Origin of the sequence: Streptomyces sp. ISL-98, assembly GCF_018614055.1 — a bacterium.
Classification (GTDB): Bacteria; Actinomycetota; Actinomycetes; order Streptomycetales; family Streptomycetaceae; genus Streptomyces; species Streptomyces spiramyceticus.
Genome location: NZ_JAGGPB010000006.1, coordinates 100626 through 123159 on the forward strand (window position 1 = coordinate 100626; position 22534 = coordinate 123159).

The 22534-nt window shown below is 70.8% G+C and carries 19 protein-coding genes and 2 pseudogenes; 14 read left to right on the plus strand and 7 right to left on the minus strand.

Annotated features, from left to right (window positions below):
* Positions 1 to 6: 6 nt before the first annotated feature.
* The 4 genes from J7I98_RS07370 to J7I98_RS07385 all read left to right on the plus strand — a co-directional run bounded on the left by J7I98_RS07370 (position 7) and on the right by J7I98_RS07385 (position 5707).
* A complete protein-coding gene (locus tag J7I98_RS07370) occupies positions 7 to 2574 on the plus strand; it encodes an ABC transporter permease (RefSeq protein ID WP_214919777.1) in 2568 nt (855 codons plus the stop codon).
* Between the two features lie 138 nt (positions 2575 to 2712).
* Positions 2713 to 3162, plus strand: coding sequence for a GNAT family N-acetyltransferase (locus J7I98_RS07375; protein ID WP_214919778.1), 450 nt, complete (start codon positions 2713 to 2715; stop codon positions 3160 to 3162).
* Positions 3163 to 3338: 176 nt separating this feature from the next.
* The gene (locus tag J7I98_RS07380) at positions 3339 to 4688 is read left to right on the plus strand and encodes a hemolysin family protein (protein WP_214919779.1); all 1350 of its coding nucleotides are present in this window, start codon (positions 3339 to 3341) and stop codon (positions 4686 to 4688) included.
* Positions 4685 to 5707, plus strand: a complete 1023-nt coding sequence (locus J7I98_RS07385; protein WP_214919780.1) for a hemolysin family protein — start codon at positions 4685 to 4687, stop codon at positions 5705 to 5707. Before J7I98_RS07380 ends, J7I98_RS07385 begins: the two co-directional genes overlap by 4 nt.
* A 5-nt stretch (positions 5708 to 5712) precedes the next feature.
* On the opposite strand, the gene J7I98_RS07390 is transcribed toward J7I98_RS07385, so the two are convergent.
* Complete coding sequence (locus J7I98_RS07390) at positions 5713 to 5958, minus strand: holin (protein ID WP_214919781.1); 246 nt, start codon at positions 5956 to 5958, stop codon at positions 5713 to 5715.
* Positions 5959 to 6115: 157 nt separating this feature from the next.
* Here J7I98_RS07390 and J7I98_RS07395 point away from each other — a divergent pair, with 157 nt between their 5' ends.
* From J7I98_RS07395 to mug, 3 genes are all read left to right on the plus strand, one after another.
* Positions 6116 to 6895 (plus strand): SGNH/GDSL hydrolase family protein, encoded by a 780-nt coding sequence (locus J7I98_RS07395; protein WP_214919782.1) that lies wholly within the window; start codon positions 6116 to 6118, stop codon positions 6893 to 6895.
* 90 nt (positions 6896 to 6985) lie between these two features.
* Complete coding sequence (gene purB, locus J7I98_RS07400; RefSeq protein ID WP_214919783.1) at positions 6986 to 8428, plus strand: adenylosuccinate lyase; 1443 nt, start codon at positions 6986 to 6988, stop codon at positions 8426 to 8428.
* 10 nt (positions 8429 to 8438) lie between these two features.
* Positions 8439 to 9011 carry a G/U mismatch-specific DNA glycosylase gene (gene mug, locus J7I98_RS07405; protein WP_214919784.1) on the plus strand — a complete coding sequence of 191 codons (573 nt, stop codon included), beginning with the start codon at positions 8439 to 8441 and terminating at the stop codon, positions 9009 to 9011.
* On the opposite strand, the gene J7I98_RS07410 is transcribed toward mug, so the two are convergent.
* On the minus strand, positions 8989 to 9426 hold the full coding sequence (locus J7I98_RS07410) for a hypothetical protein (protein ID WP_214919785.1): 438 nt from the start codon (positions 9424 to 9426) through the stop codon (positions 8989 to 8991). The two genes, mug and J7I98_RS07410, sit on opposite strands and share 23 nt — an antisense overlap.
* Before the next feature lie 153 nt (positions 9427 to 9579).
* Between J7I98_RS07410 and J7I98_RS07415 the strand changes: the two are divergent.
* Together J7I98_RS07415 and J7I98_RS07420 are read left to right on the plus strand one after the other, a co-directional pair.
* Positions 9580 to 9987, plus strand: a pseudogene (locus tag J7I98_RS07415) (LuxR C-terminal-related transcriptional regulator); the annotation flags it as partial.
* A gap of 99 nt (positions 9988 to 10086) precedes the next feature.
* Positions 10087 to 11244: an ROK family protein gene (locus tag J7I98_RS07420; protein ID WP_214919786.1), complete on the plus strand. Its 1158-nt coding sequence runs from the start codon at positions 10087 to 10089 to the stop codon at positions 11242 to 11244.
* 40 nt (positions 11245 to 11284) lie between these two features.
* On the opposite strand, the gene J7I98_RS07425 is transcribed toward J7I98_RS07420, so the two are convergent.
* Positions 11285 to 12049: a GntR family transcriptional regulator gene (locus J7I98_RS07425; RefSeq protein WP_214919787.1), complete on the minus strand. Its 765-nt coding sequence runs from the start codon at positions 12047 to 12049 to the stop codon at positions 11285 to 11287.
* A 194-nt stretch (positions 12050 to 12243) separates the two neighbouring features.
* Positions 12244 to 13125 carry an RNA polymerase sigma-70 factor gene (gene sigJ, locus J7I98_RS07430; RefSeq protein ID WP_214919788.1) on the minus strand — a complete coding sequence of 294 codons (882 nt, stop codon included), beginning with the start codon at positions 13123 to 13125 and terminating at the stop codon, positions 12244 to 12246.
* A 163-nt stretch (positions 13126 to 13288) separates the two neighbouring features.
* Between sigJ and J7I98_RS07435 the strand changes: the two genes are divergently transcribed.
* Positions 13289 to 14119, plus strand: coding sequence for an alpha/beta fold hydrolase (locus J7I98_RS07435; RefSeq protein ID WP_214919789.1), 831 nt, complete (start codon positions 13289 to 13291; stop codon positions 14117 to 14119).
* Positions 14120 to 14200: 81 nt separating this feature from the next.
* Here J7I98_RS07435 and J7I98_RS07440 read toward each other — a convergent pair.
* A pseudogene (locus tag J7I98_RS07440) lies at positions 14201 to 15250 on the minus strand (DMT family transporter); the annotation flags it as partial.
* Between the two features lie 46 nt (positions 15251 to 15296).
* On the opposite strand from J7I98_RS07440, the gene J7I98_RS07445 reads away from it, so the two are divergent.
* Positions 15297 to 16892 (plus strand): alkaline phosphatase, encoded by a 1596-nt coding sequence (locus tag J7I98_RS07445; protein ID WP_214919790.1) that lies wholly within the window; start codon positions 15297 to 15299, stop codon positions 16890 to 16892.
* 124 nt (positions 16893 to 17016) lie between these two features.
* Positions 17017 to 18456 carry a GNAT family N-acetyltransferase gene (locus J7I98_RS07450; RefSeq protein ID WP_251020274.1) on the plus strand — a complete coding sequence of 480 codons (1440 nt, stop codon included), beginning with the start codon at positions 17017 to 17019 and terminating at the stop codon, positions 18454 to 18456.
* Here the strand turns inward: J7I98_RS07450 and J7I98_RS07455 are convergent.
* Positions 18362 to 19585, minus strand: coding sequence for a PLP-dependent aspartate aminotransferase family protein (locus tag J7I98_RS07455; RefSeq protein ID WP_214919791.1), 1224 nt, complete (start codon positions 19583 to 19585; stop codon positions 18362 to 18364). The two genes, J7I98_RS07450 and J7I98_RS07455, sit on opposite strands and share 95 nt — an antisense overlap.
* Before the next feature lie 59 nt (positions 19586 to 19644).
* Between J7I98_RS07455 and J7I98_RS07460 the strand changes: the two genes are divergently transcribed.
* The gene (locus tag J7I98_RS07460) at positions 19645 to 20118 is read left to right on the plus strand and encodes an Lrp/AsnC family transcriptional regulator (RefSeq protein ID WP_214919792.1); all 474 of its coding nucleotides are present in this window, start codon (positions 19645 to 19647) and stop codon (positions 20116 to 20118) included.
* An 84-nt stretch (positions 20119 to 20202) separates the two neighbouring features.
* The gene (locus J7I98_RS07465; RefSeq protein ID WP_214919793.1) at positions 20203 to 21888 is read left to right on the plus strand and encodes a DUF885 domain-containing protein; all 1686 of its coding nucleotides are present in this window, start codon (positions 20203 to 20205) and stop codon (positions 21886 to 21888) included.
* 96 nt (positions 21889 to 21984) lie between these two features.
* On the opposite strand, the gene J7I98_RS07470 is transcribed toward J7I98_RS07465, so the two are convergent.
* Positions 21985 to 22506 (minus strand): rhodanese-like domain-containing protein, encoded by a 522-nt coding sequence (locus J7I98_RS07470; RefSeq protein ID WP_214919794.1) that lies wholly within the window; start codon positions 22504 to 22506, stop codon positions 21985 to 21987.
* Positions 22507 to 22534 lie beyond the last annotated feature (28 nt).

Below are 22534 nucleotides of genomic sequence, written 5' to 3' on the forward strand. Positions count from 1 at the left end.
GCCGCCATGCTGAAGGCGACACTGCGGAGCTTCTTCGCCCACAAGGGCCGGCTGCTGCTGTCCGCCCTCGCCGTGATCCTGTCGGTGGCGTTCGTCGCCGGCAGCCTGATCTTCTCGGACACGGTGGCCCGCACGTTCGACCGGCTCTTCTCCTCCACCTCCGCGGATGTGACGGTCCAGGCGCGGGAGGGCATCGACAAGCGCCTGCCGTCGGGAATCGTCCGTACGGTGCCGTCCTCGCTCGTGGAACGGATCGAGAAGGTCGACGGGGTCGCCGACGCACATGTCGACGCCTCCGTGGAGAACATCACGGTCGTCGACGCCGAGAACGAGCCCGTCGGCCCGGTCACCGGCGCACCGACCATCGCGACCAACTGGAATCCGACCGACCGCAGTCCGGTGAAGCTGACCAGCGGGCGCGAACCGGACGGGCCCGGCGAGGCGCTGCTCGACGCGGACACCGCCGACAAGAAGGAGCTCGGGATCGGGGACTCGCTCACGATCCTCGCGCAGCCCGGCTCCTTCAAGGCCGAGATCGTCGGTATCGCGACCTTCACCGCCACCAACCCCGGTGCCGCGCTCGTCTTCCTGGACACCCCGACCGCGCAGACCAAGCTGCTGGGGAAGGCGGACGCAGCCACCTCCATCTCGGTCGACGCGGCCGACGGCACCAGCGACTCCGTACTCAAGCAGCGGATCGCGGACGAGATCGGTGGTGGTGCGTACGAGCTCAGGACCGCCGACGAGCAGGCCGAGACGGCGGCCTCCGAACTGGGCGGATTCCTCGATGTGATCAAGTACGTGATGCTCGGCTTCGCCGGGGTCGCCACGCTCGTCGGTATTTTCTTGATCGTCAACACCTTCTCGATGCTGATCGCCCAGCGCACCCGCGAGCTGGGGCTGTTGCGGGCACTGGGCGCGGACCGCCGCCAGGTGCGCCGCTCCGTGCTGACGGAAGCGCTGCTGCTCGGCCTGTTCGGCTCGACCGTGGGCCTCGCCGCGGGCATCGGGCTGGCCGCCGGGCTCATCGAACTGATGGGCCTGCTCGGGATGAACCTGCGCGCCACCGAGATGGTGGTGGGCTGGGGAACGCCCGTGGCGTCGTACGCCGTCGGGGTCGGCGTCACCTTCGTCGCCGCGTATCTGCCGGCCCGGCGGGCGGCCCGTGTCTCGCCGATGGCGGCGCTGGTGGATGCCGAAGTCGCCGGTGTGGGCAGGCCTTTGCGGGTACGAGCCGTGGCCGGCGCACTGGTCGCGGCGGCCGGCGCCGCGGCTCTGGCCGGGTGCGCCGTGAGCCGGGAGACCGGTTCGGCGGCGCCGCTGCTCGGGCTCGGCGTCGTACTGACGCTGATCGCCACGGTGGTGGCGGGGCCGTTGCTCGTACGGCCGGTGATCCGGGTGCTCGGCGGTGCTTTCCCCGCACTGTTCGGTCCGGTCGGGCGGATGAGCCAGCGCAACGCGCTGCGCAATCCTCGGCGTACGGGCGCGACGGCGGCCGCGCTGATGGTCGGGCTGGCTCTGGTGGTCGGACTTTCGGTGGCCAGCGCGTCGATGACCAAGTCGTTCGACGAGCAGATCGACAAGACACTGGGCGCCGACTTCGTAGTACAGAACACGAACTTCATGCCCTTCCCCCAGGAGATCACCGACAAGGTGAACGGGGTGGAGAGCGCGGGCACGGTGGTGCGGCAGCGCTTCGCGCCGATGGGGCTGCAACTGCCGGACGGGAGGCGCGTGGAGTCGACGGCGTCCGCGTACGACCCGCGGATCGACGAGGTCGCCCGTATCACGTACGCGAGCGGGAACTCGGCCGCGGCGCTGGCGGCGGGCAGCATCGCCATGGATGTGGACTACGCCGAGGACCACCGGGTGCGGATCGGCAGCGTCGTGCCGGTGGAGTTCCCGGGCGGGAAGAAGGCCGAGCTCAAGGTGGCCGCGCTCACGGACATGGACCAGTCCGGCGGGCCCGGCATGGAGGGCGGGCTCTTCATGGGGCTCGCGACGGTGGAGAAGTACCTGCCGGGCGGGCAGGACGCGGCGCTGTACGTCAACGCCGCGAGCGGCAGCGATGTGGCGGACCTGAGGAGGGATCTTGAGCAGGCGCTGGATCCGTATCCGCAGGTGCAGGTCAGGGACCAGGCCGACTACAAGGAGCTGGTCCGGCAGCAGATCGCCGTGATGCTGTATCTGGTGTACGCACTGCTCGGCCTGGCGATCGTCATCGCGGTGCTGGGGGTCGTCAACACCCTTGCTCTGTCCGTGGTGGAGCGGACCCGCGAGATCGGGCTGCTGCGCGCCATCGGGCTCTCGCGGGTGCAGCTGCGGCGCATGATCCGGCTGGAGTCCGTGGTGATCGCGGTGTTCGGGGCGCTGCTGGGGCTCGCGCTCGGGATGGTGTGGGGGGTGGCCATACAACAGGTTCTCGCTCTGGAGGGGATGACCGCATTCGCCATACCCTGGTGGACTGTTGTGGCGGTCGTGGTGGGTTCCGTCGTGGTGGGGCTGGCCGCGGCGCTGCTTCCGGCGTCGCGCGCCTCGCGGATGAATGTGCTGGCCGCCATCGCGCACGAGTAGATGCGCCCGCACCTGGAGACCTTCGGCCCGGTGATCGAGGAACTGCGCAGCAGCTGATCGTCTCGGCTTCACCGGCCACGGCGACCACATCCCGGAAAGTGTTCGACGCCGCGGTTTGCCGGGTGGTGGGATGACGCCATGGATGATCTACGTATACGGGCCGCGGGGCCCGACGACCTCGACGCGGTTCTGGCCTTCTGGAAGGAGGCCGCCGAGGGGACGAGCATCAGCGACGACCGGGCCGGCATCGAGCGCCTGGTCGCCCGCGACCCCGAATCGCTGCTTCTCGCGGAGCTCGGTGGTGAGCCTGGTGGTGGGGTCGGCGGTGAGCTCGTGGGCACCGTGATCGCGGGCTTCGACGGCTGGCGCTGCCACCTGTACCGGCTGGCGGTGCACCCGGACCGGCGGCGGCGCGGCATCGGCTCCGCACTGCTCGCGGCGGCGGAGGAGCGGTTCGTACAGCTGGGAGGGCGGCGCGGCGACGCGATGGTGCTCGACCGCAACGAGCGCGGACACCATGCGTGGCGGGCGGCGGGGTACGCGCCGGAGCCGCAGTGGTCGCGCTGGGTCAAGCCGCTGGTGGGCTGACTCCCGGATTTTTCGTTTTGCCCCTCCTTTACCATGGGCGGACCATTCACCACTTCTGCATTCACCACTTCTGAAAGGTGTGAGCGTCCGCCCATGGGCGAGCCTCCCAGTAGTCGACGTAGTCGACATCGCGCAATCCTCCCGTCCCTGCCGGATCATGGGACGGAGGTGAACCGATGACCGAAGTGCTTCTGCTTCTGGTGGCCCTGCTGCTCTCGCTGGCCTGCGGAGCCTTCGTCGCGGCGGAATTCTCGCTCACCACGATCGAGCGCGGAGATCTTGAGCGGGCCGTCGAGCGCGGCGACCGTGGCGCGGCGAGCGCGCTCAAGGCCGTGCGCAGCCTGACGTTCCAGCTCTCCGGCGCTCAGCTCGGCATCACCGTTACCAACCTGCTTGTCGGCATGCTCGCCGAGCCGTCGGTCGCCAAACTGATCCGCGGTCCGGTCCGGGCGCTCGGCGTGTCCCCGTCGACGGCCTCGTCGGTGGCTCTGGTCATCGGTACGGCGCTGTCCACTGTCGTTCTGATGGTCGTCGGCGAGCTCGTGCCCAAGAACTGGGCGATCTCGTCGCCGCTGGCCGTGGCCCGGGTGGTCGCCACCCCGCAGCGGATGTTCAGCTCGGCCTTCCGCCCGCTCATCAGCCACCTCAACGGCACGGCGAACCGGATCGTCCGGCGCTTCGGCCTGGAGCCGGCCGAGGAGCTGGCGTCCGCACGCAGCCCCCAGGAGCTCGTCGCGCTGGCCCGGCACTCCGCGAAGGCGGGCGCGCTGGAGGCCGACACAGCGGAGCTGTTCGTACGGACCCTCAACCTGGCGGAACTGACCGCGGAGAACGTGATGACCCCGCGTGTGCAGGTCACCGCGCTCGATGTGCAGGCCACGGCGGAGGACGTCGCCAACGCCACCCGCGCCACCGGTCTGTCCCGCTTCCCCGTCTACCGGGGCAGCCTCGACTCGGTCGTCGGTATCGCGCACATCAAGGACGTACTGCCCCTGCCTGCCGACCGCAGGCGGCTGTTTCCCGTCTCCGAGATGCTGCGCGAGCCGCTGCTCGTACCGGAGTCACTGACGGTCGACCGGCTCCTGGACCGGCTGTCCGGCAAGCGCACCATGGCCGTGGTCATCGACGAGTACGGCGGCACGGCGGGCGTCGTGACGCTGGAGGACATCGTCGAGGAGGTCGTCGGCGAGGTGCGCGACGAGCACGATCCGCACGAGACACCCGACCTCGCCCCGGCCGGCGACGACGCCGACGGGCGTGCGCTCTGGTCGGCGGACGGCGCGGCCAGGACCGACCAGCTGGAGCGGGTCGGACTGCGGGTGCCCGACGGCCCGTACGAGACGCTCGCCGGGCTGGTCGCGACAGAGCTGGGGCGTATCCCGGTGGTGGGCGACCGTATCGAGCTGGCGGGCTGGCAGCTGGACGTGGTGGACGCCGGGGGGCGCCGGGCGGCGCGGGTGCTGCTGCACGCGCCTCCGGCCACCGACGATTCGTCCGGTTCAGAGGAAGAGGGGGCCGGACGATGATCGTGATCCAACTGCTCGTCGGCCTGCTCACGCTGGTCGTCAACGCCTTCTTCGTCGGCGCGGAGTTCGCGCTGATCTCCGTACGCCGCAGTCAGATCGAACCGGATGCGGAAGCGGGGAACCGGCGGGCGCGCAGCGTCCTGTGGGGACTTGAACACGTGTCGGCGCTGCTGGCGGCGGCTCAGCTGGGCATCACGCTGTGCACCCTGGTGCTCGGTGTGGTCGCGGAGCCCGCCATCGCGCATCTGCTGGAGCCGGTGTTCCACGTGCTGGGTCTGCCGGACGGGCTGATCCACCCGATCTCGTTCGTCATCGCGCTGGCGGCTGCGACGTACCTGCACATGCTCTTCGGCGAGATGGTGCCGAAGAACATCGCGCTGGCCGAGCCGGTTCGTACCGCGCTGCTGCTCGGTCCGCCGCTGGTGGCGCTGGCCCGTGGGCTGCGGCCGGTGATCTTCGCGATCAACGCCTTCGCCAACGGCCTGCTCAAGCTGTTGCGGGTGGAGGCCAAGGGCGAGGTGTCCGCGACGTTCTCGGACGACGAGCTGGCGCGGCTGGTCACGGACGCGGGCCACGCCGGTCTGCTCGACGACCGTGCGGCCGAGCGGCTGCACGACGCCCTGGAACTGGGTCGCCGTCCGGTGGTGGACGTGGTCATGCCGGTGGAGCGCGTGGTGTTCGCCCAGGTGTGGACGACGCCGGAGGATCTGGAGCGGCTGTCGGCCGAGTCGGGGTTCTCCCGCTTCCCCGTCCTTGAGGGCCTGCGGATCCTGGGCTACCTGCACGTGAAGGACGCCCTGGACGCCATACCGCGCGATGTGCCGTTCCCGGTGTCCGCGCTGCGGCCGATCGCCCGGGTGCGGGCGACGACGCCGCTCGACGACGTACTGACGGCGATGCGGCGCAGCCGGACCCACCTGGCGGCGGTACTTGACGAGAACGGCAACCCGGCCGGGCTCGTCACGATGGAGGACGTACTGCGCGAGCTGGTGGGCCGGCCGGACCAGCGGCAGGCGTAGCGACTTCAGCCGACGGGAGTAGGAGCGCGGTCCGTGGTCTCTGTGAGGCCCGGGCCGCGCGCTCCGAAGCCGGACGCACCGATGGCGGTGAGAACGGCGAGGAGTGTCGCGAAGCCCGCCGTGGAGAGCGCGGCGGGCCATTCGATGTCGATCAGGTTCGTCGCCCCGGCGGTGAGGACCGCGACGAGTGACTGCGCGAAGGTGCGCACCGCGCGCTCCGCGGTGGCCTTCCAGAATGCGGCACTGAACATGGCTCGCTCCTTCTCCCGTCGCCCGGCGCCCTGTTGGGGACTCTCTTGGGGACTGTTGGGGGCCTGCTCCCGGGATACCGCGGCCGGCCGGCTCTGGACAGAGCTTGGACAAAACCTGGACGACTGCCTCGGGGCGACCGGATACGATCGCTCCGCCATGGAGATGAATGCCACCTACACCAGCCTTGTCGCGGTCGGCGACTCGTTCACCGAGGGCATGTCGGACGCCCTTCCCGACGGCTCGTACCGAGGCTGGGCGGATCTGCTCGCCGCGCGGCTCGCGGCACGCACGCCCGGCTTCCGGTACGCGAATCTCGCCGTACGCGGAAAGCTGATCGGGCAGATCGTCGCCGAGCAGGCCGACGTGGCGGCGGCCATGCGGGCGGACGTTGTAACGCTGGTGGGCGGGCTCAATGACACGCTGCGGCCGAAGGTCGACATGGGCAGGGTGCGCGGGCTGCTCGAAGAGGCCGTCGAGAAGCTGGCGCCGTCCTGCAAGCAGCTGGTGCTGATGCGCAGCCCCGGCCGCGACGGTCCGGTGATGGAGCGCTTCCGCCCGCGCATGGACGAGCTGTTCGAGTTCGTCGACGAGCTGGCGGCGCGGCACGGCGCTCTGGTCGTCGACCTGTACGGCGCTCCTGTGCTCGCCGATCAGCGGCTGTGGCACGTCGACCGGCTGCATCTGACGGCGGAGGGGCACCGGCGGGTCGCCGAGGCGGTGTGGCAGACGCTGGGGCTCGCGGCCGAGGACGACTGGCGGGCGCCGCTGGCGCCGGGTGTACTGCCGGGCTGGGCGGCGCGGCGCGGCGCTGACCTGCGGTTCGCGCGCGAGCATCTGGTGCCGTGGATCGGGCGCCGGGTCACGGGTCGGTCGTCGGGAGACGGCCGACCTGCGAAGCGCCCCAAGCTGCTGCCGTACGACGCCCCGCTGCCGTAACGGTCCGCGTCTCACCTCTCGTCCCTCGTAGCAAGCAACAAACAGGGCCGCGGCGCTGGCCTGCAGAAACCGCCAGTAGAATCTGGTCACGTGACTGCCAAGCCCCGCATCCCCAATGTCCTGGCCGGCCGCTACGCCTCCGCGCAGCTCGCCGACCTGTGGTCCCCCGAGCAGAAGGTGAAGCTGGAGCGTCAGCTCTGGCTCGCCGTGCTCCGTGCTCAGAAGGACCTCGGGATCGAGGTTCCGGACGCCGCCATCGCCGATTACGAGCGTGTACTCGACCAGGTCGACCTGGGGTCGATCGCCGAGCGCGAGAAGGTCACGCGCCATGACGTGAAGGCGCGCATCGAGGAGTTCAACGCGCTCGCGGGCCATGAGCAGGTCCACAAGGGCATGACCTCCCGCGACCTCACGGAGAACGTCGAGCAGCTTCAGATCCGGCTCTCGCTCGAGCTGATGCGCGACCGTACGGTCGCGGTGCTGGCGCGACTGGGCAAGCTGTCCGGCGAGTACGCGGAGCTGGTCATGGCCGGCCGCTCGCACAATGTCGCGGCCCAGGCGACGACCCTCGGCAAGCGCTTCGCCACGACGGCGGACGAGCTGCTGGTGGCGTACGGCCGCCTTGAGGAGCTGCTCGGCCGCTACCCGCTGCGCGGCATCAAGGGCCCGGTGGGGACGGCCCAGGACATGCTGGACCTGCTCGGCGGAGGCGCCGAGGGGGCAGCGAAGCTGGCGGACCTGGAGCAGCGGATCGCCTCTCACCTCGGCTTCTCGCAGGCCTTCACCTCGGTGGGCCAGGTGTACCCGCGCTCGCTGGACTACGAGGTCGTCACCGCGCTGGTGCAGCTCGCGGGTGCGCCGTCCTCGATGGCCAAGACGATCCGGCTGATGGCAGGCCACGAGCTGGTGACGGAAGGCTTCAAGCCCGGCCAGGTCGGCTCGTCCGCGATGCCGCACAAGATGAACACCCGCTCCTGCGAGCGCGTCAACGGCCTCATGGTGATCCTGCGCGGCTACGCCTCGATGACGGGCGAGCTGGCGGGCGACCAGTGGAACGAGGGCGACGTGTCCTGCTCGGTGGTGCGCCGGGTCGCGCTGCCCGACGCGTTCTTCGCGTTCGACGGTCTCCTCGAGACGTTCCTGACCGTGCTCGACGAGTTCGGCGCCTTCCCGGCGGTCGTGGCGCGCGAGCTGGACCGCTACCTGCCGTTCCTGGCCACGACCAAGGTGCTTATGGCTTCGGTACGCGCGGGCGTCGGTCGCGAGGTCGCGCACGAGGCCATCAAGGAGAACGCGGTGGCCTCCGCTCTGGCCATGCGTGAGCAGGGCGCCGAGCGCAACGAGCTGCTGGACAAGCTCGCGGCCGACGAGCGCATCCCCCTCGACCGGGCGCAGCTGGACGAGCTGATGGCCGACAAGCTGTCGTTCACCGGGGCCGCCGCTCAGCAGGTCGCGGCCGTGATCTCGCGTATCGAGGAGATCGTCAAGCAGCACCCCCTGGCCGCCGGGTACATCCCCGGGTCGATCCTGTGACGCGCACGGCATGACACCCGAAGAGCTCCTGGCCGCCCGCGACCGCCTCGTTCCCGATGTGGTCGCGGGCGGCCTGCGTGTCCTCTTCTGCGGCATCAACCCGGGCCTGATGTCGGCCGTGACGGGCCACCACTTCGCCCGCCCGGGCAACCGCTTCTGGCCGGTGCTGCACCTCTCCGGCTTCACCCCACGGCAGCTGAGGCCGGCGGAACAGGACGAGTTGCTCTCATACGGTCTCGGCATCACCAATGTGGTGGCGCGGGCCAGCGCACGGGCCGACGAGATCAGCGACGAGGAGTTCCGCGAGGGCGGGCGGCTCCTGACCGCGAAGGTCGAACTGCTCCGGCCACAGTGGCTCGCGGTCGTCGGCATCACCGCGTACCGCACTGCCTTCGGCGAACGGAAGGCCGTCGTCGGGCCGCAGGAGCGAATGATCGGCGAGACCCGGGTCTGGGCGCTGCCCAACCCCAGCGGGCTCAACGCCCACTGGACAGCACAGACCATGGCCGAGGAGTACGCCAGGCTGCGGGCCGCGGCGGAAGGCGTACCCGACCAGCCCCTTAAGGCGGGTCCGTCTCGGTGACGACGGCCACCAGCTGGAACGGGAGCTCCTTGTCCCAGTGGGAGACTCCCAGGGCGATCCAGTGACCGTCGACCTGCCAGATGTACACGTACGGGACGGAGTTGCTCAGCCCGTTCCATGGGTCCGGTATGTCCTCTCCGTCGAAGCCACGCGCTAACAGGCTCCAAAGGCTGAACTGCTGCGGCTGTCCCCAGCGCCCGCTCAGCAGAACCGCCAGCGCTTCGCACTCCGCTTCGAACTGTGCGGCGACGTCTTCGCGCCGCGTGCCGTCGTCCTCCCAGAAGTCCTCGCTGGTGTCCAGCTCGGCGATGTGGAATCCCGGCCCGCTGGTGCCGTGCTCGCTTCTGCCACACGCCGCGGGGAAGGCGCGGGCGCGCAGCAGATCGATGGTGGCGAGATACCGTGCGGTGCTCATGCCGTCAGTAAACCGCCCGGCACTGACAATTGGTCTACCGGCAGTTGGCCTTCCGGTCAGGCGTCGCGGCGCCGCAGGGCCCACCATCCGACGAGCAGCGCCGCAGCTGCCCAGGCCGCGGTGACTGCGAGCCCCGTCCACGGGCCCGCCAGGGTGATGACGACATTCGAGAACGACGAGTACGTGTACGAGGCGCTGCGGGCCGGGGCCGACGGCTTTCTGCTCAAGCGCGCCCGGCCGACCGAGATTGTGAATGCGGTGCGGCTCGTCGCCGAGGGCGAGTCGCTGCTGTTCCCCGCCGCCGTCCGCGCCCTCGCCGCCGAGTACGGCAGCAACAAGGCGCGCGCGGCCCTGGACCGGGCCGCGCTCACCGAGCGGGAGGAAGCGGTTCTCCGGCTCATGGCCCGCGGGCTGTCCAACGCCGAGATCGCCGGGAAGCTCGTCGTCGGCAGCGAGACGGTGAAGACCCATGTCAGCGCCGTACTGGCCAAGTTGGGCGCCCGGGACCGCACCCAAGCGGTGATCGCCGCATACGACTCCGGCTTCGTAGCCCCGAGCTGATCCGGCCCCGGTGCGGAAACCTGCCCGGGCGCGGCTCGCTGTGCTCCGGAACCAGCGAGTACGATCCGGCAAACACGCGACGAGCTGGGAGGAAACACCGTGGGGCGGTTGACCGGCGGGGACCCCTCTCTGCTGCGGCGGATCAATTCCGCCGTGGTCCTGCACGCCCTGCGGGGCGCCGGCTCCCCCACCCTCACCGACCTGACCCGCGTCACCGGGCTGTCCCGGCCGACGGTCGAGGGTGTCGTCGAAGGGCTGATGGTGACCGGCCTCGTCGTCGAAGCCCCGCCCGAAGAAGGTGAGGCTCGACGCCAGGGGCGGCCCGCGCGCAGGTTCCGGTTCCGGGCCGAGGCGGGCCACCTGATGGGCGTCGAGATCGGTCCGCACCGGATCGCCGCCCTGCTCTCCGGCCTCGACGGCCGCGTCATCGGAGCCGGCTCCCGCGAGGTGTCCGAGACCGCGTCGGCGGACGAGCGGCTCGACCGGGTACGGGCCATGGTCGCCGACGTGCTGCGCCGTGCCGGCGTCGCGCGCGGTTCGCTGCGCGCCGTCGGCGTCGGCACTCCCGGCATCGTGGAGGCGGACGGGACCGTTCGGCTGGGTACCGCGCTGCCGGACTGGACCGGGCTGCCGCTCGGCGAGCGGCTCCGGCGCTCCTTCCGCTGTCCCGTGCTGGTCGAGAACGACGCCAACGCCGCGGCGGTCGCCGAGCACTGGAAGGGCGCCGCCGTCGAATCCGACGACATCGTGTTCGTCATGGCCGGGCTGAGCCCGGGCGCGGGTTCGCTGATCGGCGGGCGGCTGCACCGCGGCTTCGGCGGCGCGGCCGGCGAGATCGGCGCGCTGCACCTGCTGGGCCGCGAGGTCACGCCGGAGAGGCTGCTGTCGACGACGGACGAGCCGCTGCATCCGCTGGACGAGCAGGCGGTGGCCGCGGTGTTCCGGCAGGCCAGGCAGGGAGACGCGGGCGCACAGCAGGCCGTCGAGCGGTTCATCCGGCGCCTGGTGCACGATGTGGCGGCGCTGGTCCTCGCGCTCGACCCCGAGCTGGTCGTGGTCGGCGGGTGGGCGGCCGGTCTGGACGGCGTACTGGAGCCGCTGCGCGGCGAGTTGGAGCGCTACTGCCTGCGTCCGCCGCGGGTGGCGCTGTCCCTGCTCGGTGAGGCGGCCGTGGCGACCGGCGCGCTGCGCCTCGCCCTCGACCACGTCGAGGAGCAGCTTTTCGCCGTCGAGGGAACGGTAACGGCCCGCCGCTGAGTGCGACGGGCCGCCCGAAGTTCAGCAGCGGGACGAGAGATCAGGACGCCTTGCGCTCCTGCGTGTGGTGACTGATCTCCAGGTCGCCCGAGTCACCGAAGGTGAGCCGGCAGGTGTCGGCCCGGTACGTGGCGACCGAGACCGCGGCAGTCCTGCCCTCGGCGAAGTAGCGCGTGGTGACGACGAGGACGGGCGCCCCGGGAAGCCGGTCCAGTTCCTTCGCGTCGTCGGCGCGGGCGGAGCCGAGCTCGACGGCGCGGTCCTGGCCGTCCATTCCGAGGCGCTGCAGCTCCCGCAGCACGCTGCGCGCGCGTGCCGCTCCGGACGGGGCTTCGATGGCGGGCAGTTCGGGCACGGACGCGAAAGGGACGTACAGCAGCTCGGCCGCGACCGGCTGGCCGTGGGTCACCCGGATCCGGCGCACCGTGTGCACCTCGCGCTCGCCCGCCACGTCGAGCAGTCGCGCCACCGCCCCCGGGGGCACTGCATCCGTGCAGTCGACGGGCTGCCAGGCGTCACCGGCGGCACCGGGCCACCCGTGCTCTGAACTTCCGACGTCGACGCCCATGCGCGGCGGGGCGACTGTCGTACCGACGCCGCGGCGGCGCTGGAGGCGGCCTTCCAGCTCCAGCTGTTCCAGGGCCTGGCGGAGCGTGGCGCGGGCGACGCCGAAGCGCGCGGCGAGTTCACGCTCGTTGGGCAGGATCTCTCCGACCGCGAAATCGGAGTCGAGTGCCTCGCTGAGGACGGTCTTGAGGTGCCAGTACTTCGGCTCCGGCACAGTGTCGAGCTGCGTGGTCCCCACCCTGATCCTCCGCAATCTCCGTGTCCGCAAACGTGTCCGCGAACGCATCCGCGGACGTGCCCACGGACATGTCCGTGACGGGCCCGTGATGGCTTTCCGCGCCCTTGTTTATTAAAGGTTCCTGCACTAACTCTGCGACCATAAGTCTGCGGTCCCCCTTGGTCAAGACCAATCCCGGGAGACAAACACGGACTTTACGGGGCAAGTGCGGCAATTTTGTCGGGGTTGCGCACGATATAGACGCACTGGACCAGACCGTCCACCACATCCAGCTGGAAGACGGCATCCGGCACTCCGCCGGACAGGACCAGCAGAGCCGGCCCGCCGTTGAGCTCCAGGAACCGGAACTCGCTCTGCGCGATGGGCTGCTTGGCCACCGAGAAGAGGAATCGACCCACCTTGTCGGCGCTCTGCACGACCCGCAGCGGCGCCTTCGCCTTTCCGCCGCTGTCGCCCACCAGCCGGACGTCCGGCGCAAGCAGCGAGAGCAGTGCGTCGAGGTCCCCTCCTGACGCGGCGGCGAGGAAGCGCTCGGTGACGTCGCGGCGCTCGGCCGGGTCGACGTCGAACCGGGGCCTGCCCTCCTCGACATGCCGGCGCGCACGTCCCGCCAGCTGTCGTACGGCCGATTCCGAGCGGTCGAGCGTGGCGGCGATCTCTGCGTACGGAAAGCCGAACGCCTCCCGCAGGACGAAAACGGCGCGTTCCAGCGGCGAGAGCGATTCGAGGACGACGAGGACCGCGAGCGATACGGAGTCGGCGAGCGTCGCGTGCTCGGCGGTGTCCGGGACGGTGGCCCCGAAGTGGGTCACGACCGGCTCCGGCAGCCACGGTCCGACGTACGCCTCGCGCCGCGCCTGTACGTGCCGCAGCCGGTCGATCGCGAGCCTGGTGGTCACGCGCACCAGGTAGGCCCGTGGTTCCCGCACGTCGTCGCGCGTCTCGGCCGACCAGCGCAGCCACGCCTCCTGTACGACGTCCTCGGCGTCGGCCACCCGGCCGAGCATCCGGTAGGCCACTCCGGTCAGGACGGGCCGGTGCTCTTCGAAGACGTCGGTCACGGTGTCGGCAGTCACGTCCCCCATCCCAGCCGACCACTTCCACGCTGTCCAGGCTGTACCGGTGCGGGACAGAGCACAGTGGCCGGTACGGGTCGGCCCCTTGAACTCCAAGCTACTGAGCGGTAATTGTTGTTGACGCGGTGTCTAAACGCCGACCCCGACCCCAGGGAGCAGCAGCATGGCCGCAAAGGTCTCCTTCACGACCGAGTCCGCCACCGGCAGTCACACCCTTTCCGTCGCATACGAACGGGCTGGCGCCGGCGAGCCGCTCCTTCTGCTGCACGGCATCGGCCATCACTGGCAGGCCTGGGAGCCGGTGTTCTCCGCACTGGCCGCCGAGCGCGATGTGATCGCGGTGGACCTGCCCGGTTTCGGCGAGTCGCCCGCGCTTCCCGACGGGCTGTCCTACGACCTGTCGACGGTGGTCCCCACACTCGGCGCACTGTGCGAGGCGCTCGGCATCGAGCGCCCGCACGTCGCGGGGAACTCTCTCGGCGGCCTGCTCGCCCTGGAGTTGGGCCGCCACAAGCTCGTACGGTCGGTGACGGCCCTCTCCCCCGCAGGTTTCTGGTCGCAGAGCGAGCGCCGGTACGCCTTCGGGGCGCTGCGCGGAATGCGCTTCGGGGCGCAGGCCCTGCCGCTGCCGCTCATCGAACGCCTGGCGGGTACGGCCGCCGGGCGTGCGGCGCTCACCAGCACCATCTACGCGCGGCCCGGGCGACGTTCACCGGAGGCCGTCGTCGCGGAGACCCTGGCACTGCGCGACGCGACCGGGTTCAGCCAGACCCTGGCGACAGGGGGTTCAGTCCTGTTCACCGACGACGTGCCCGGCATACCCGTCACCGTCGCGTGGGGCAGCAAGGACCGGCTGCTGCTTCGCCGGCAGGGCGTCCGGGCCAAGCGCGCCATACCCGGCGCCCGGCTGGTCAGGCTCCCCCGCTGCGGCCACGTCCCGATGAACGACGACCCCGCGCTGGTGGCCCGCGTCATCCTCGACACCAGCAGCTGACACGGCGGGTGCGGCGGGTGCGGCAGCCGATACGACCGGCCCGGGGCGTTTGCCGAACGCGCCCGATCCGAGCCCCACACCGGCACACACCAGCGCGCTGCCCGCGATCTGCGCCGCACCGTACGCCCCGGTCCCGACCAGCGGTGCGGTCATCGCGGCCGCGACGGGAATCAGCCCGGAGAAGAGCGTGGCCCGCTCGGCACCGATCCGCTGCACGCCCATGTACCAGCAAACGAAGCCGACGACGGTGACGACCACGGCCTGCCACACCAGCGCAACGCCCTCACCGGGACTGGGCATCCGCAGCCAGTCGGCGCCGTCGTGCAGCACGCCGATCAGAGTGGATTCGACGGCGGCGACACCGCAGCCCGCGGCAGACAGCAGCTTGGGGCCGAGGGGCCGCAGCACGGGCACGGCGATGACGGCGAACCCGACCTCCCCGGCAAGCGCCGCGACGGACCAGCCGATCCCGGCCGCGTCGGTACGCCCCCACCCCTGCACCGTGAAGGCTCCGGCGGCAACCAGCAGGGCGCCGTACACGACGAGCCGGGTGGGGCGTCGGCGGTCCAGGAGGGGCACGAGCACGGCGACGACCACCGGGGCGCAGCCGACGAAGACGCCGGGGACGGCCGGCTCGGCGGTGCGTTCCGCGGCGAGGACGGCCAGGTTGAAGCCGACCATTCCTACGGCGGCGAGCAGGGCGATCCTGCCCCACTGGCGGCGGGTCAGTTTCCGCAGCGGTGCGGTGCCGCCGCGGCCAAGGAGTGGCAGGAGGAGCAGGCAGGCAAGGCCGTAGCGGATTGCCTGGCCCCCCGCGTACGGATAGTCGCCGAGGACACTGTTGGCGGTGAAGGAACCGCCGACCAGGACACAGGCGAAGGCGGCGAACAGCGACCCTCTTACGGATGTGGCGTTCATGGAACCCACGCTAGGCAGTGAACCGGCCTCCTTTAAGGTCCACTTCCATGGCGCTGTCGGAGACCAATTCGGCGGCGTACGGCTCCGATTGGCCGCCGCTTGCCTGCGCGACATCTGTGGGTCGTCGAACCGGGTCGTCGAACCGGTTCCCCTTCTCTGGGGCCGGTTGTTCACTTGGGGTTCGCGTGGTCGCCGTGGCCGGGCACTAGGCATGGCGTCGCACACCGGACCCGACCGAATCGCCCCTGGAGGCGCATCGATGCCGTACCGACCGCAGAGCCTGTCCCCCGACCGACGCTCCCTTCTGCGCGGCTCGCTCGCCGCATCGGCCGCGCTGGCGTTGCCCGCAGTCGGCGCGGCGGCGGCGCCCGCCCTGGCACTCTCCGGGCGGCCGCGCGCCGGATGGGGCGTACAGACGGGCGATGTCACCGCCTCCTCCGGGCTGGTGTGGGTACGGTCCGACCGCCCGGCCCGGATGATCGTGGAGACGTCGGCTACCGAATCGTTCCGCCACTCCCGCAGATGGCACGGTCCCCTGCTCGGGGCGGGTACGGACTTCACCGGGACGACACCGCTGCGGGGTCTCCCCTCGGGCGAACAGGTGTACTACCGCGTGGTCCTGGCCGATCCCGACGATCCGCGTCGCACCGGGGAGCCGGCCTACGGGACGTTCCGTACGGCCTCGGCGAAGCGTCGCGACGGCGTCCGTTTCCTGTGGTCCGGCGACATAGCCGGGCAGGGCTGGGGGATCAACCCGGACATCGGCGGCTTCCGCGCGTACGACGAAATGCGCCGTCTCGACCCGGACTTCTTCCTGTGCAGCGGCGACACCGTATACGCGGACGGGGTGATCAAGCCGACAGTGACACTGCCGGACGGGCGGGTCTGGCGGAACATCACCACGGAGGAGAAGGCGAAGGTCGCCGAGACGCAGGCGGAGTTCCGGGGGAACTTCAGGTACAACCTGCTGGACGAGAACCTGCGGCGCTTCAACGCACAGGTGCCGTCGATCGTGCAGTGGGACGACCACGAGGTACGCAACAACTGGTACCCGGGCCAGATCCTCGACGACGTCCGCTACACCGAGAAGAACGTGGACGTACTGGCTGCCCGGTCCATGCGTGCGTTCGGCGAGTACTTCCCAGTCTCCACGCTGTCCGCGCGCGGCAAGGACGGCGACCGCGACGGCCGCGTCTACCGGGTCGTCAGGCAGGGCCCGCTCCTCGACGTGTTCGTGCTCGACATGCGGACGTACCGCAATGCCAACTCCCCCGGCCGCCGGCCGGACGACACGACCGGCATCCTCGGCGCCGAACAACTGGCGTGGCTGAAGCGGGAGCTGTCGCGCTCGCGCGCGGTTTGGAAGGTCATCGCGGCGGACATGCCGCTGGGCATTGTCGTCCCGGACGGGGCGGCCAACTTCGAGGCGATCGCGCAGGGCGATCCCGGGGCGCCGCTGGGCCGGGAACTCCAGATCGCGGAGCTGCTGAGGCACATCAAGCACGCCCGCATCACCGGCACCCTGTGGCTCACGGCCGACGTGCACTACACCTCGGCCCAGCACTACGACCCGTCCCGCGCGGCCTTCAAGGACTTCGCGCCCTTCTGGGAGTTCGTGTCCGGCCCACTGGCCGCGGGCGGCTTCCCGGCGACCGGGCTCGACGCCACTTTCGGTCCCGACCAGGTCTTCCTCAAGGCACCGACGCGGGCGAACGTGTCGCCGATGGAGGCCCCTCAGCACTTCGGCGAGGTCGCGATCGACGGCGGGAGCGGTGAGCTGACGGTGCGGTTGCGGGCCGAGGGCGGCGCGGTGCTGTTCAGCAAGACGCTGCGGCCGGGCCTCGTCGGCCAGTAGAGACGGACCGCAGAGCAGACCGTAGAGATGGTTGAAAACGGTCACTAAACTCCCAGAAGCACACTTAACCCATCAGTCACAAAGCGTTCGCGATCACGCAACACCGGTCGGCCACAGTGGTGCCATGACGAAAATGACTGACTCATCTCCCGTAACTGACGTGCCGTCCGCGAAGAGGACCCGCCGTACCCACCACTGGCGGCGGGACCTCGTCGAGCTGGCCGCCCTGTTCACCGCGGTGGCCGTCGCCGACGCGATCGCGAACATGGTCGCGCACGGGCCCGACGGGCCGTTCCTGCTCGTCGCATCGGCCGTGGTCCTCACAGCCACGGCCGGATTCCACACGTGGTGGGCACGACGGCACAGCCATTCCCCGCCGGCCGCCGCGCCCGGCGACGGGAAGTCCGACAAGAGCGAGGCCGGTAACTCGGAGCCGGGCCCGGACACAGCGCTGTGGCGGATGCGCACCACCGTCAAGGACGAGCCCGGCAGCCTGGCGCTGCTGTGCACTGCCCTGGCCAGGCACCGGGTGGACATCCTCACCCTCCAGACGCATCCGCTCGCCGAGGGCACCGTCGACGAGCTCCTGCTGCGCGCTCCCGCCATGCTCCAGGCCACGCAGCTCAGCCTGGAGATCGCTGCCGCCGGCGGCAGCGACACCTGGCTGGAGCGCGCCGACGCCCACGACCTGGTGGACGCGCCCACCCGGGTGCTCGGTCTCGCCACCCGTACCGCTCTGGATGCGGCTGAACTGCCGCTGGCCCTGCGCCAGTTGCTCGGCCGCTGCACCATCCACTCGCTGCCCGCCACCACCCTCACCGGGCGCCCCACCGGCGAGACCGCACCCGTCGAAGGGGTGCTCGACAGCACGGTGATGAAGCTGCGTGACCCGTCGGGCGGCGCCATCACGATCGAGCGCCCCTATCTCCCCTTCACCCCGACCGAGTTCGCCCGGGCCCGCGCCCTGGTGGAGCTCGATGCCCGGCTCGGCCCCCGTATGCCACGCAGCGAGGACATCCTGACCCTCCCGGAGGGCAATGAGATCACCGTCCGCAGGGCAGGCCCCGACGACCTCGAAGCCGCCCGCGCGATGCACGACCGCTGCAGCGACCGCACCCTGAACCTGCGGTACCACGGCCCGGTCGGCGACGCCGACCGCTACCTGAGCCACCTGCTCAGCCCGCGCTACGGCCGCACCCTCGCCGTCCAGACCGCGTCCGGCCGCCTCGTCGCCCTCGGGCATCTGCTCTGGGACGGTGACGAGACCGAGGTCGCGCTGCTCGTCGAGGATGCCTGGCAGCGCCGCGGCATCGGCTCCGAACTCCTCGGCCGTCTGGTGGGCATGGCCGCGGAGGCTCGGTGCGAGAGCGTCTACGCCGTCACCCAGTCGTCCAACACCGCTATGGTCGCGGCCATGCGCGGCCTCGGCCTGCCGCTCGACTACCAGATCGAGGAGGGGACGCTGGTGGTCACAGCCCGGCTGAGTGCAGCGACCGTACGATCCCGCCTTCCGTACGAGCAGACCCAGCCGACCCAGCAACCTCAGCAGGCCCAGCGGCGCTGAGTGCCCCGCACAGGTCCCGCCACAGGTCCTCGGTGTCCTCGAGCCCGACCGACATCCGCAGCAGCCGGTCGCTGACGCCCGCGGTCCGCCGGTCTCCCTCGGCCACAATGCGGTGGCTGATGGAGGCCGGGTGCTGGATCAGCGAGTCCACGCTGCCGAGACTCACGGCCGGTGTGATCAGCCGTACGCCCGCGATCACCGCGTGCGGGTCTCCGTGCACATCGAAGGCCACCATCGCGCCGCCCACCTTCGGGTAGTGGACCTTCGCCACGCGCGGATCGGCGGCCAGCCGACGGGCCAGCTCGGCCGCGGTCGCCGAGGCCGCCCGCACCCGTACCGGCAGGGTGGAAAGCCCGCGCAGCAGCAGATATCCGGCCAGCGGATGCAGTACGCCGCCGGTCGCGAACCGCACCTGCCGCAGCAGCCGTGCGAACTCCTCGTCGCAGGCCACCACCCCGCCCATGACGTCGCCGTGCCCGCCCAGGTACTTCGTCGCGCTGTGCAGCACGATCCGCGCGCCGTGCTCCACGGGACGCTGGAGCACGGGCGTCGCGAACGTGTTGTCGACGAGCAGCGGCACCGACCCGCAGGCCTGCGCGACCGCCCGGATGTCGACCTCCGCCAGCGTCGGGTTGGCCGGGGTCTCGACCATCACCAGGCCGGTGTCGGGGCGTATCGCGTCGGCGATGCCCGCCGGATCGACCCAGGTCACCTCGGTACCGAGCAGCCCGGCGTTCAGCAGGTGGTCACTGCATCCGTACAGCGGACGTACGGCGACCACATGGCGCAGGCCCATGGAGGAACGTACGAGAAGGACGGCGGTGAGGGCCGCCATGCCGCTGGCGAAGGCGACGGCGCTCCCGGCGCCTTCGAGCCGGGCCAGGGCGCTCTCGAAGCGGGCGGTGGTCGGGTTGTCGAGCCGTGCGTAGATCGGCGGGCCGTCCGGCTGCGCGCCGGTGGTGGCGAATTCGTCGATTCTGGCAGCCTCCGCCCGACTGTCGTACGACGGATAGGTCGTCGACAGGTCGAGCGGCGGGGCGTGCACGCCCAGGGCCGCGAGGTCTTCACGGCCGGCGTGCACGGCTTCTGTGGCCAGGGCCCGGGGTGTGGTCGAGGCGTCGGTCTTCATGGCCGCACTCTGAACAACTACCGACGGGTAGCGGAAAGTGTCCGTGTTACGTTCGGCCAATGGCCGAAACTGTCGCACTCGACCCGGTCGATCTGCACATACTGCGCCTCCTGCAGAACGACGCCCGGACCACCTACCGTGACCTGGCCGCAGAGGTCGGAGTCGCGCCGTCGACCTGCCTGGACAGGGTGGCGCGACTGCGCCGCTGCGGCGTGATTCTCGGGCATCAGCTGCGTCTGGATCCGGCCAAACTCGGCCGTGGCCTTGAAGCGCTGCTTTCGGTCCAGGTACGGCCGCACCGCCGCGAGCTGATCGGCCCGTTCGTCGAACGGATCACCGCCCTGCCCGAGTCGCGTGCGCTCTTCCATCTCACGGGTCCCGACGACTACCTGGTCCACGTGGCGGTAAAGGACACGGCGGACTTGCAGCGCCTGGTTCTCGACGAGTTCACCTCGCAGCGGGAAGTCGCCCGCGTCGAGACCCGGTTGATCTTCCAGGCCTGGGACTGCGGACCTCTGCTGCCACCGGTTTAGCTCCCTGCCCCAAGACCATCGGCATCAGGCCGCTCGCCCTGGACGGTAGTGACGCGGGGCTCATCCTCGTACGAGGATGTCCGCATGTCTGATACTTCGAGCAGCGCGCTCCCCCGACAGGTCGCCGACGCGTACGTCGACGCACTCATCGCCCTCGACCCGATCCTCGGCACGTACCTGGGAGTCAAGGAGAGTTCCAGCAGGCTGCCGGACTTCTCCCCCGCAGGGCAGGAGGCACTCGCCGAGCTGGCTCGCACCACGCTCGCCGGGCTCGACGAGGCGGAGCGGCTGACCGGCGCGGACAGTGACGCCGAGCGCCGCTGCGGCCGGTTGCTGCGCGAGCGGCTGACCGCCGAACTCGCTGTCCACGAGGCGGGCGAGAGTCTGTGCACCGTCAGCAACCTCCACTCCCCCGCGCACAGCATCCGCGGGGTCTTCACGGTGACGCCGACCGAGACCGAGGAGGACTGGGTCGCGGTGGCCGAGCGGCTGCGCGCGGTGCCGTCGGCGCTTGAGGGCTACCGGGCGTCGCTCGCGCTCGGCATGGAACGCGGGCTGCTCGGCGGGCCGCGCGCCACGGAGACGTTCACCGGCCAGCTGACCGAGTGGGCGGGCACCGAGCGCGGCTGGTTCGAGGACTTCGCGGCGGCCGGCCCCGACGCGCTGCGCGCCGAACTGGACGCGGCGGCGCTCGGCGCCACCCACGCGGTCGTCGCGCTGCGCGACTGGATGCGCGATGTGTACGCCCCGGCGGTGAAGGGGGCGCCCGACACGGTGGGCCGTGAGCGGTACGCCCGCTGGTCGCGCTACTTCAACGGCACCGACCTCGACCTCGACGAGGCGTACGCGTACGGCTGGTCGGAATACCACCGGCTCCTCGGCGAGATGAAGGCCGAGGCCGAGAAAATCCTGCCCGGCGCGGCCACCCCGTGGGAGGCGCTGGCCTGGCTCGACGAGCACGGCACGCACATCGAGGGCGTCGAGGAGACCAGGGCCTGGCTGCAGAGCCTGATGGACGAGGCGATCGCGGCACTGGACGGTACCCACTTCGAACTCGCCGACCGCGTACGGAAGGTGGAGTCCCGCATCGCGCCCCCCGGCAGCGCGGCGGCCCCGTACTACACCACACCGTCCGAGGACTTCTCGCGCCCGGGCATCACCTGGCTGCCGACGATGGGCGAGACGCGCTTCCCGGTGTACGACCTGACGTCGACCTGGTACCACGAGGGTGTCCCGGGCCACCACCTCCAGCTCGCGCAGTGGGTCCACGTGGCGGACCAGCTGTCCCGCTACCAGGCGACCGTCGGCATGGTCAGCGCCAACGCCGAGGGCTGGGCGCTGTACGCGGAGCGGCTGATGGACGAGCTGGGCTTCCTCGGCGACCCGGAGCGCAGGCTCGGCTACCTGGACGCGCAGATGATGCGGTCGACGCGGGTGATTGTCGACATCGGCATGCACCTGGAGCTGGAGATCCCGGCGGACTCGCCGTTCCACCCGGGCGAGCGCTGGACGCCGGAGCTGGCGCACGAGTTCTTCGGCATGCACAGCGGGCGCCCCGCGGACTTCGTGGAGAGCGAGCTGACCCGCTATCTGTCCATGCCGGGCCAGGCGATCGGCTACAAGCTGGGCGAGCGGGCCTGGCTGCTGGGCCGCGAGAACGCGCGCAAGGCACACGGCGAGGCCTTCGACGCCAAGGCGTGGCACATGGCGGCGCTTTCGCAGGGGTCGCTGGGCCTCGACGACCTGGTGGAAGAGCTGTCGAAGCTCTGACCTCTGTTTGTACGGGTGAGGGATCGGCGGCCGGGGTTCGGATCAGCTCTATGCCCCGGCCGCCGTCGCACGGAACCATGCGGCACCGCTCGGCGGTCAGCAGCCGCAGTTGTCGGAGCCGACGGGCGCCGTCAGCGGATCGGCGTCGCGCCGCTCCCGCCCCTCCCACGTCTCGACCTCGAAACCCTCGCGGATCCAGTACTCGATGCCGCCGAGCATCTCCTTGACCTGGTAGCCGAGTTCGGCCAGGGCGAGGGCCGCGCGGGTGCCGCCGTTGCAGCCGGGGCCCCAGCAGTACGTGACGACCGGGACGGACTTGTCCAGAAGCCGCTCCGCCTGGGCGGGGATCAGCGCCGTCGGCAGGTGCAGGGCACCGGGGATGTGCCCCTGGTCCCACGACTCGGTCGAGCGGGAGTCGATCACGACGAAGCCGGGTTCGTCGCCGGAGGTGAGGACGGAGGCGACGTCGGACACGTCGGCGTGGAAGGCCAGGCTGGCGCCGAAATAGGCGGCTGCGGCGGCGGGCGAAGCCGGCGGGACGCGAAGAACGGCGTTCGTGGCGGCAGCGGTGGCGGCGGACGTGGTGGCCTGGGGAGCGCTGAGCGGTGTCGTTGTCATGGCTCAAAATCTACGACCGGTGATCAAC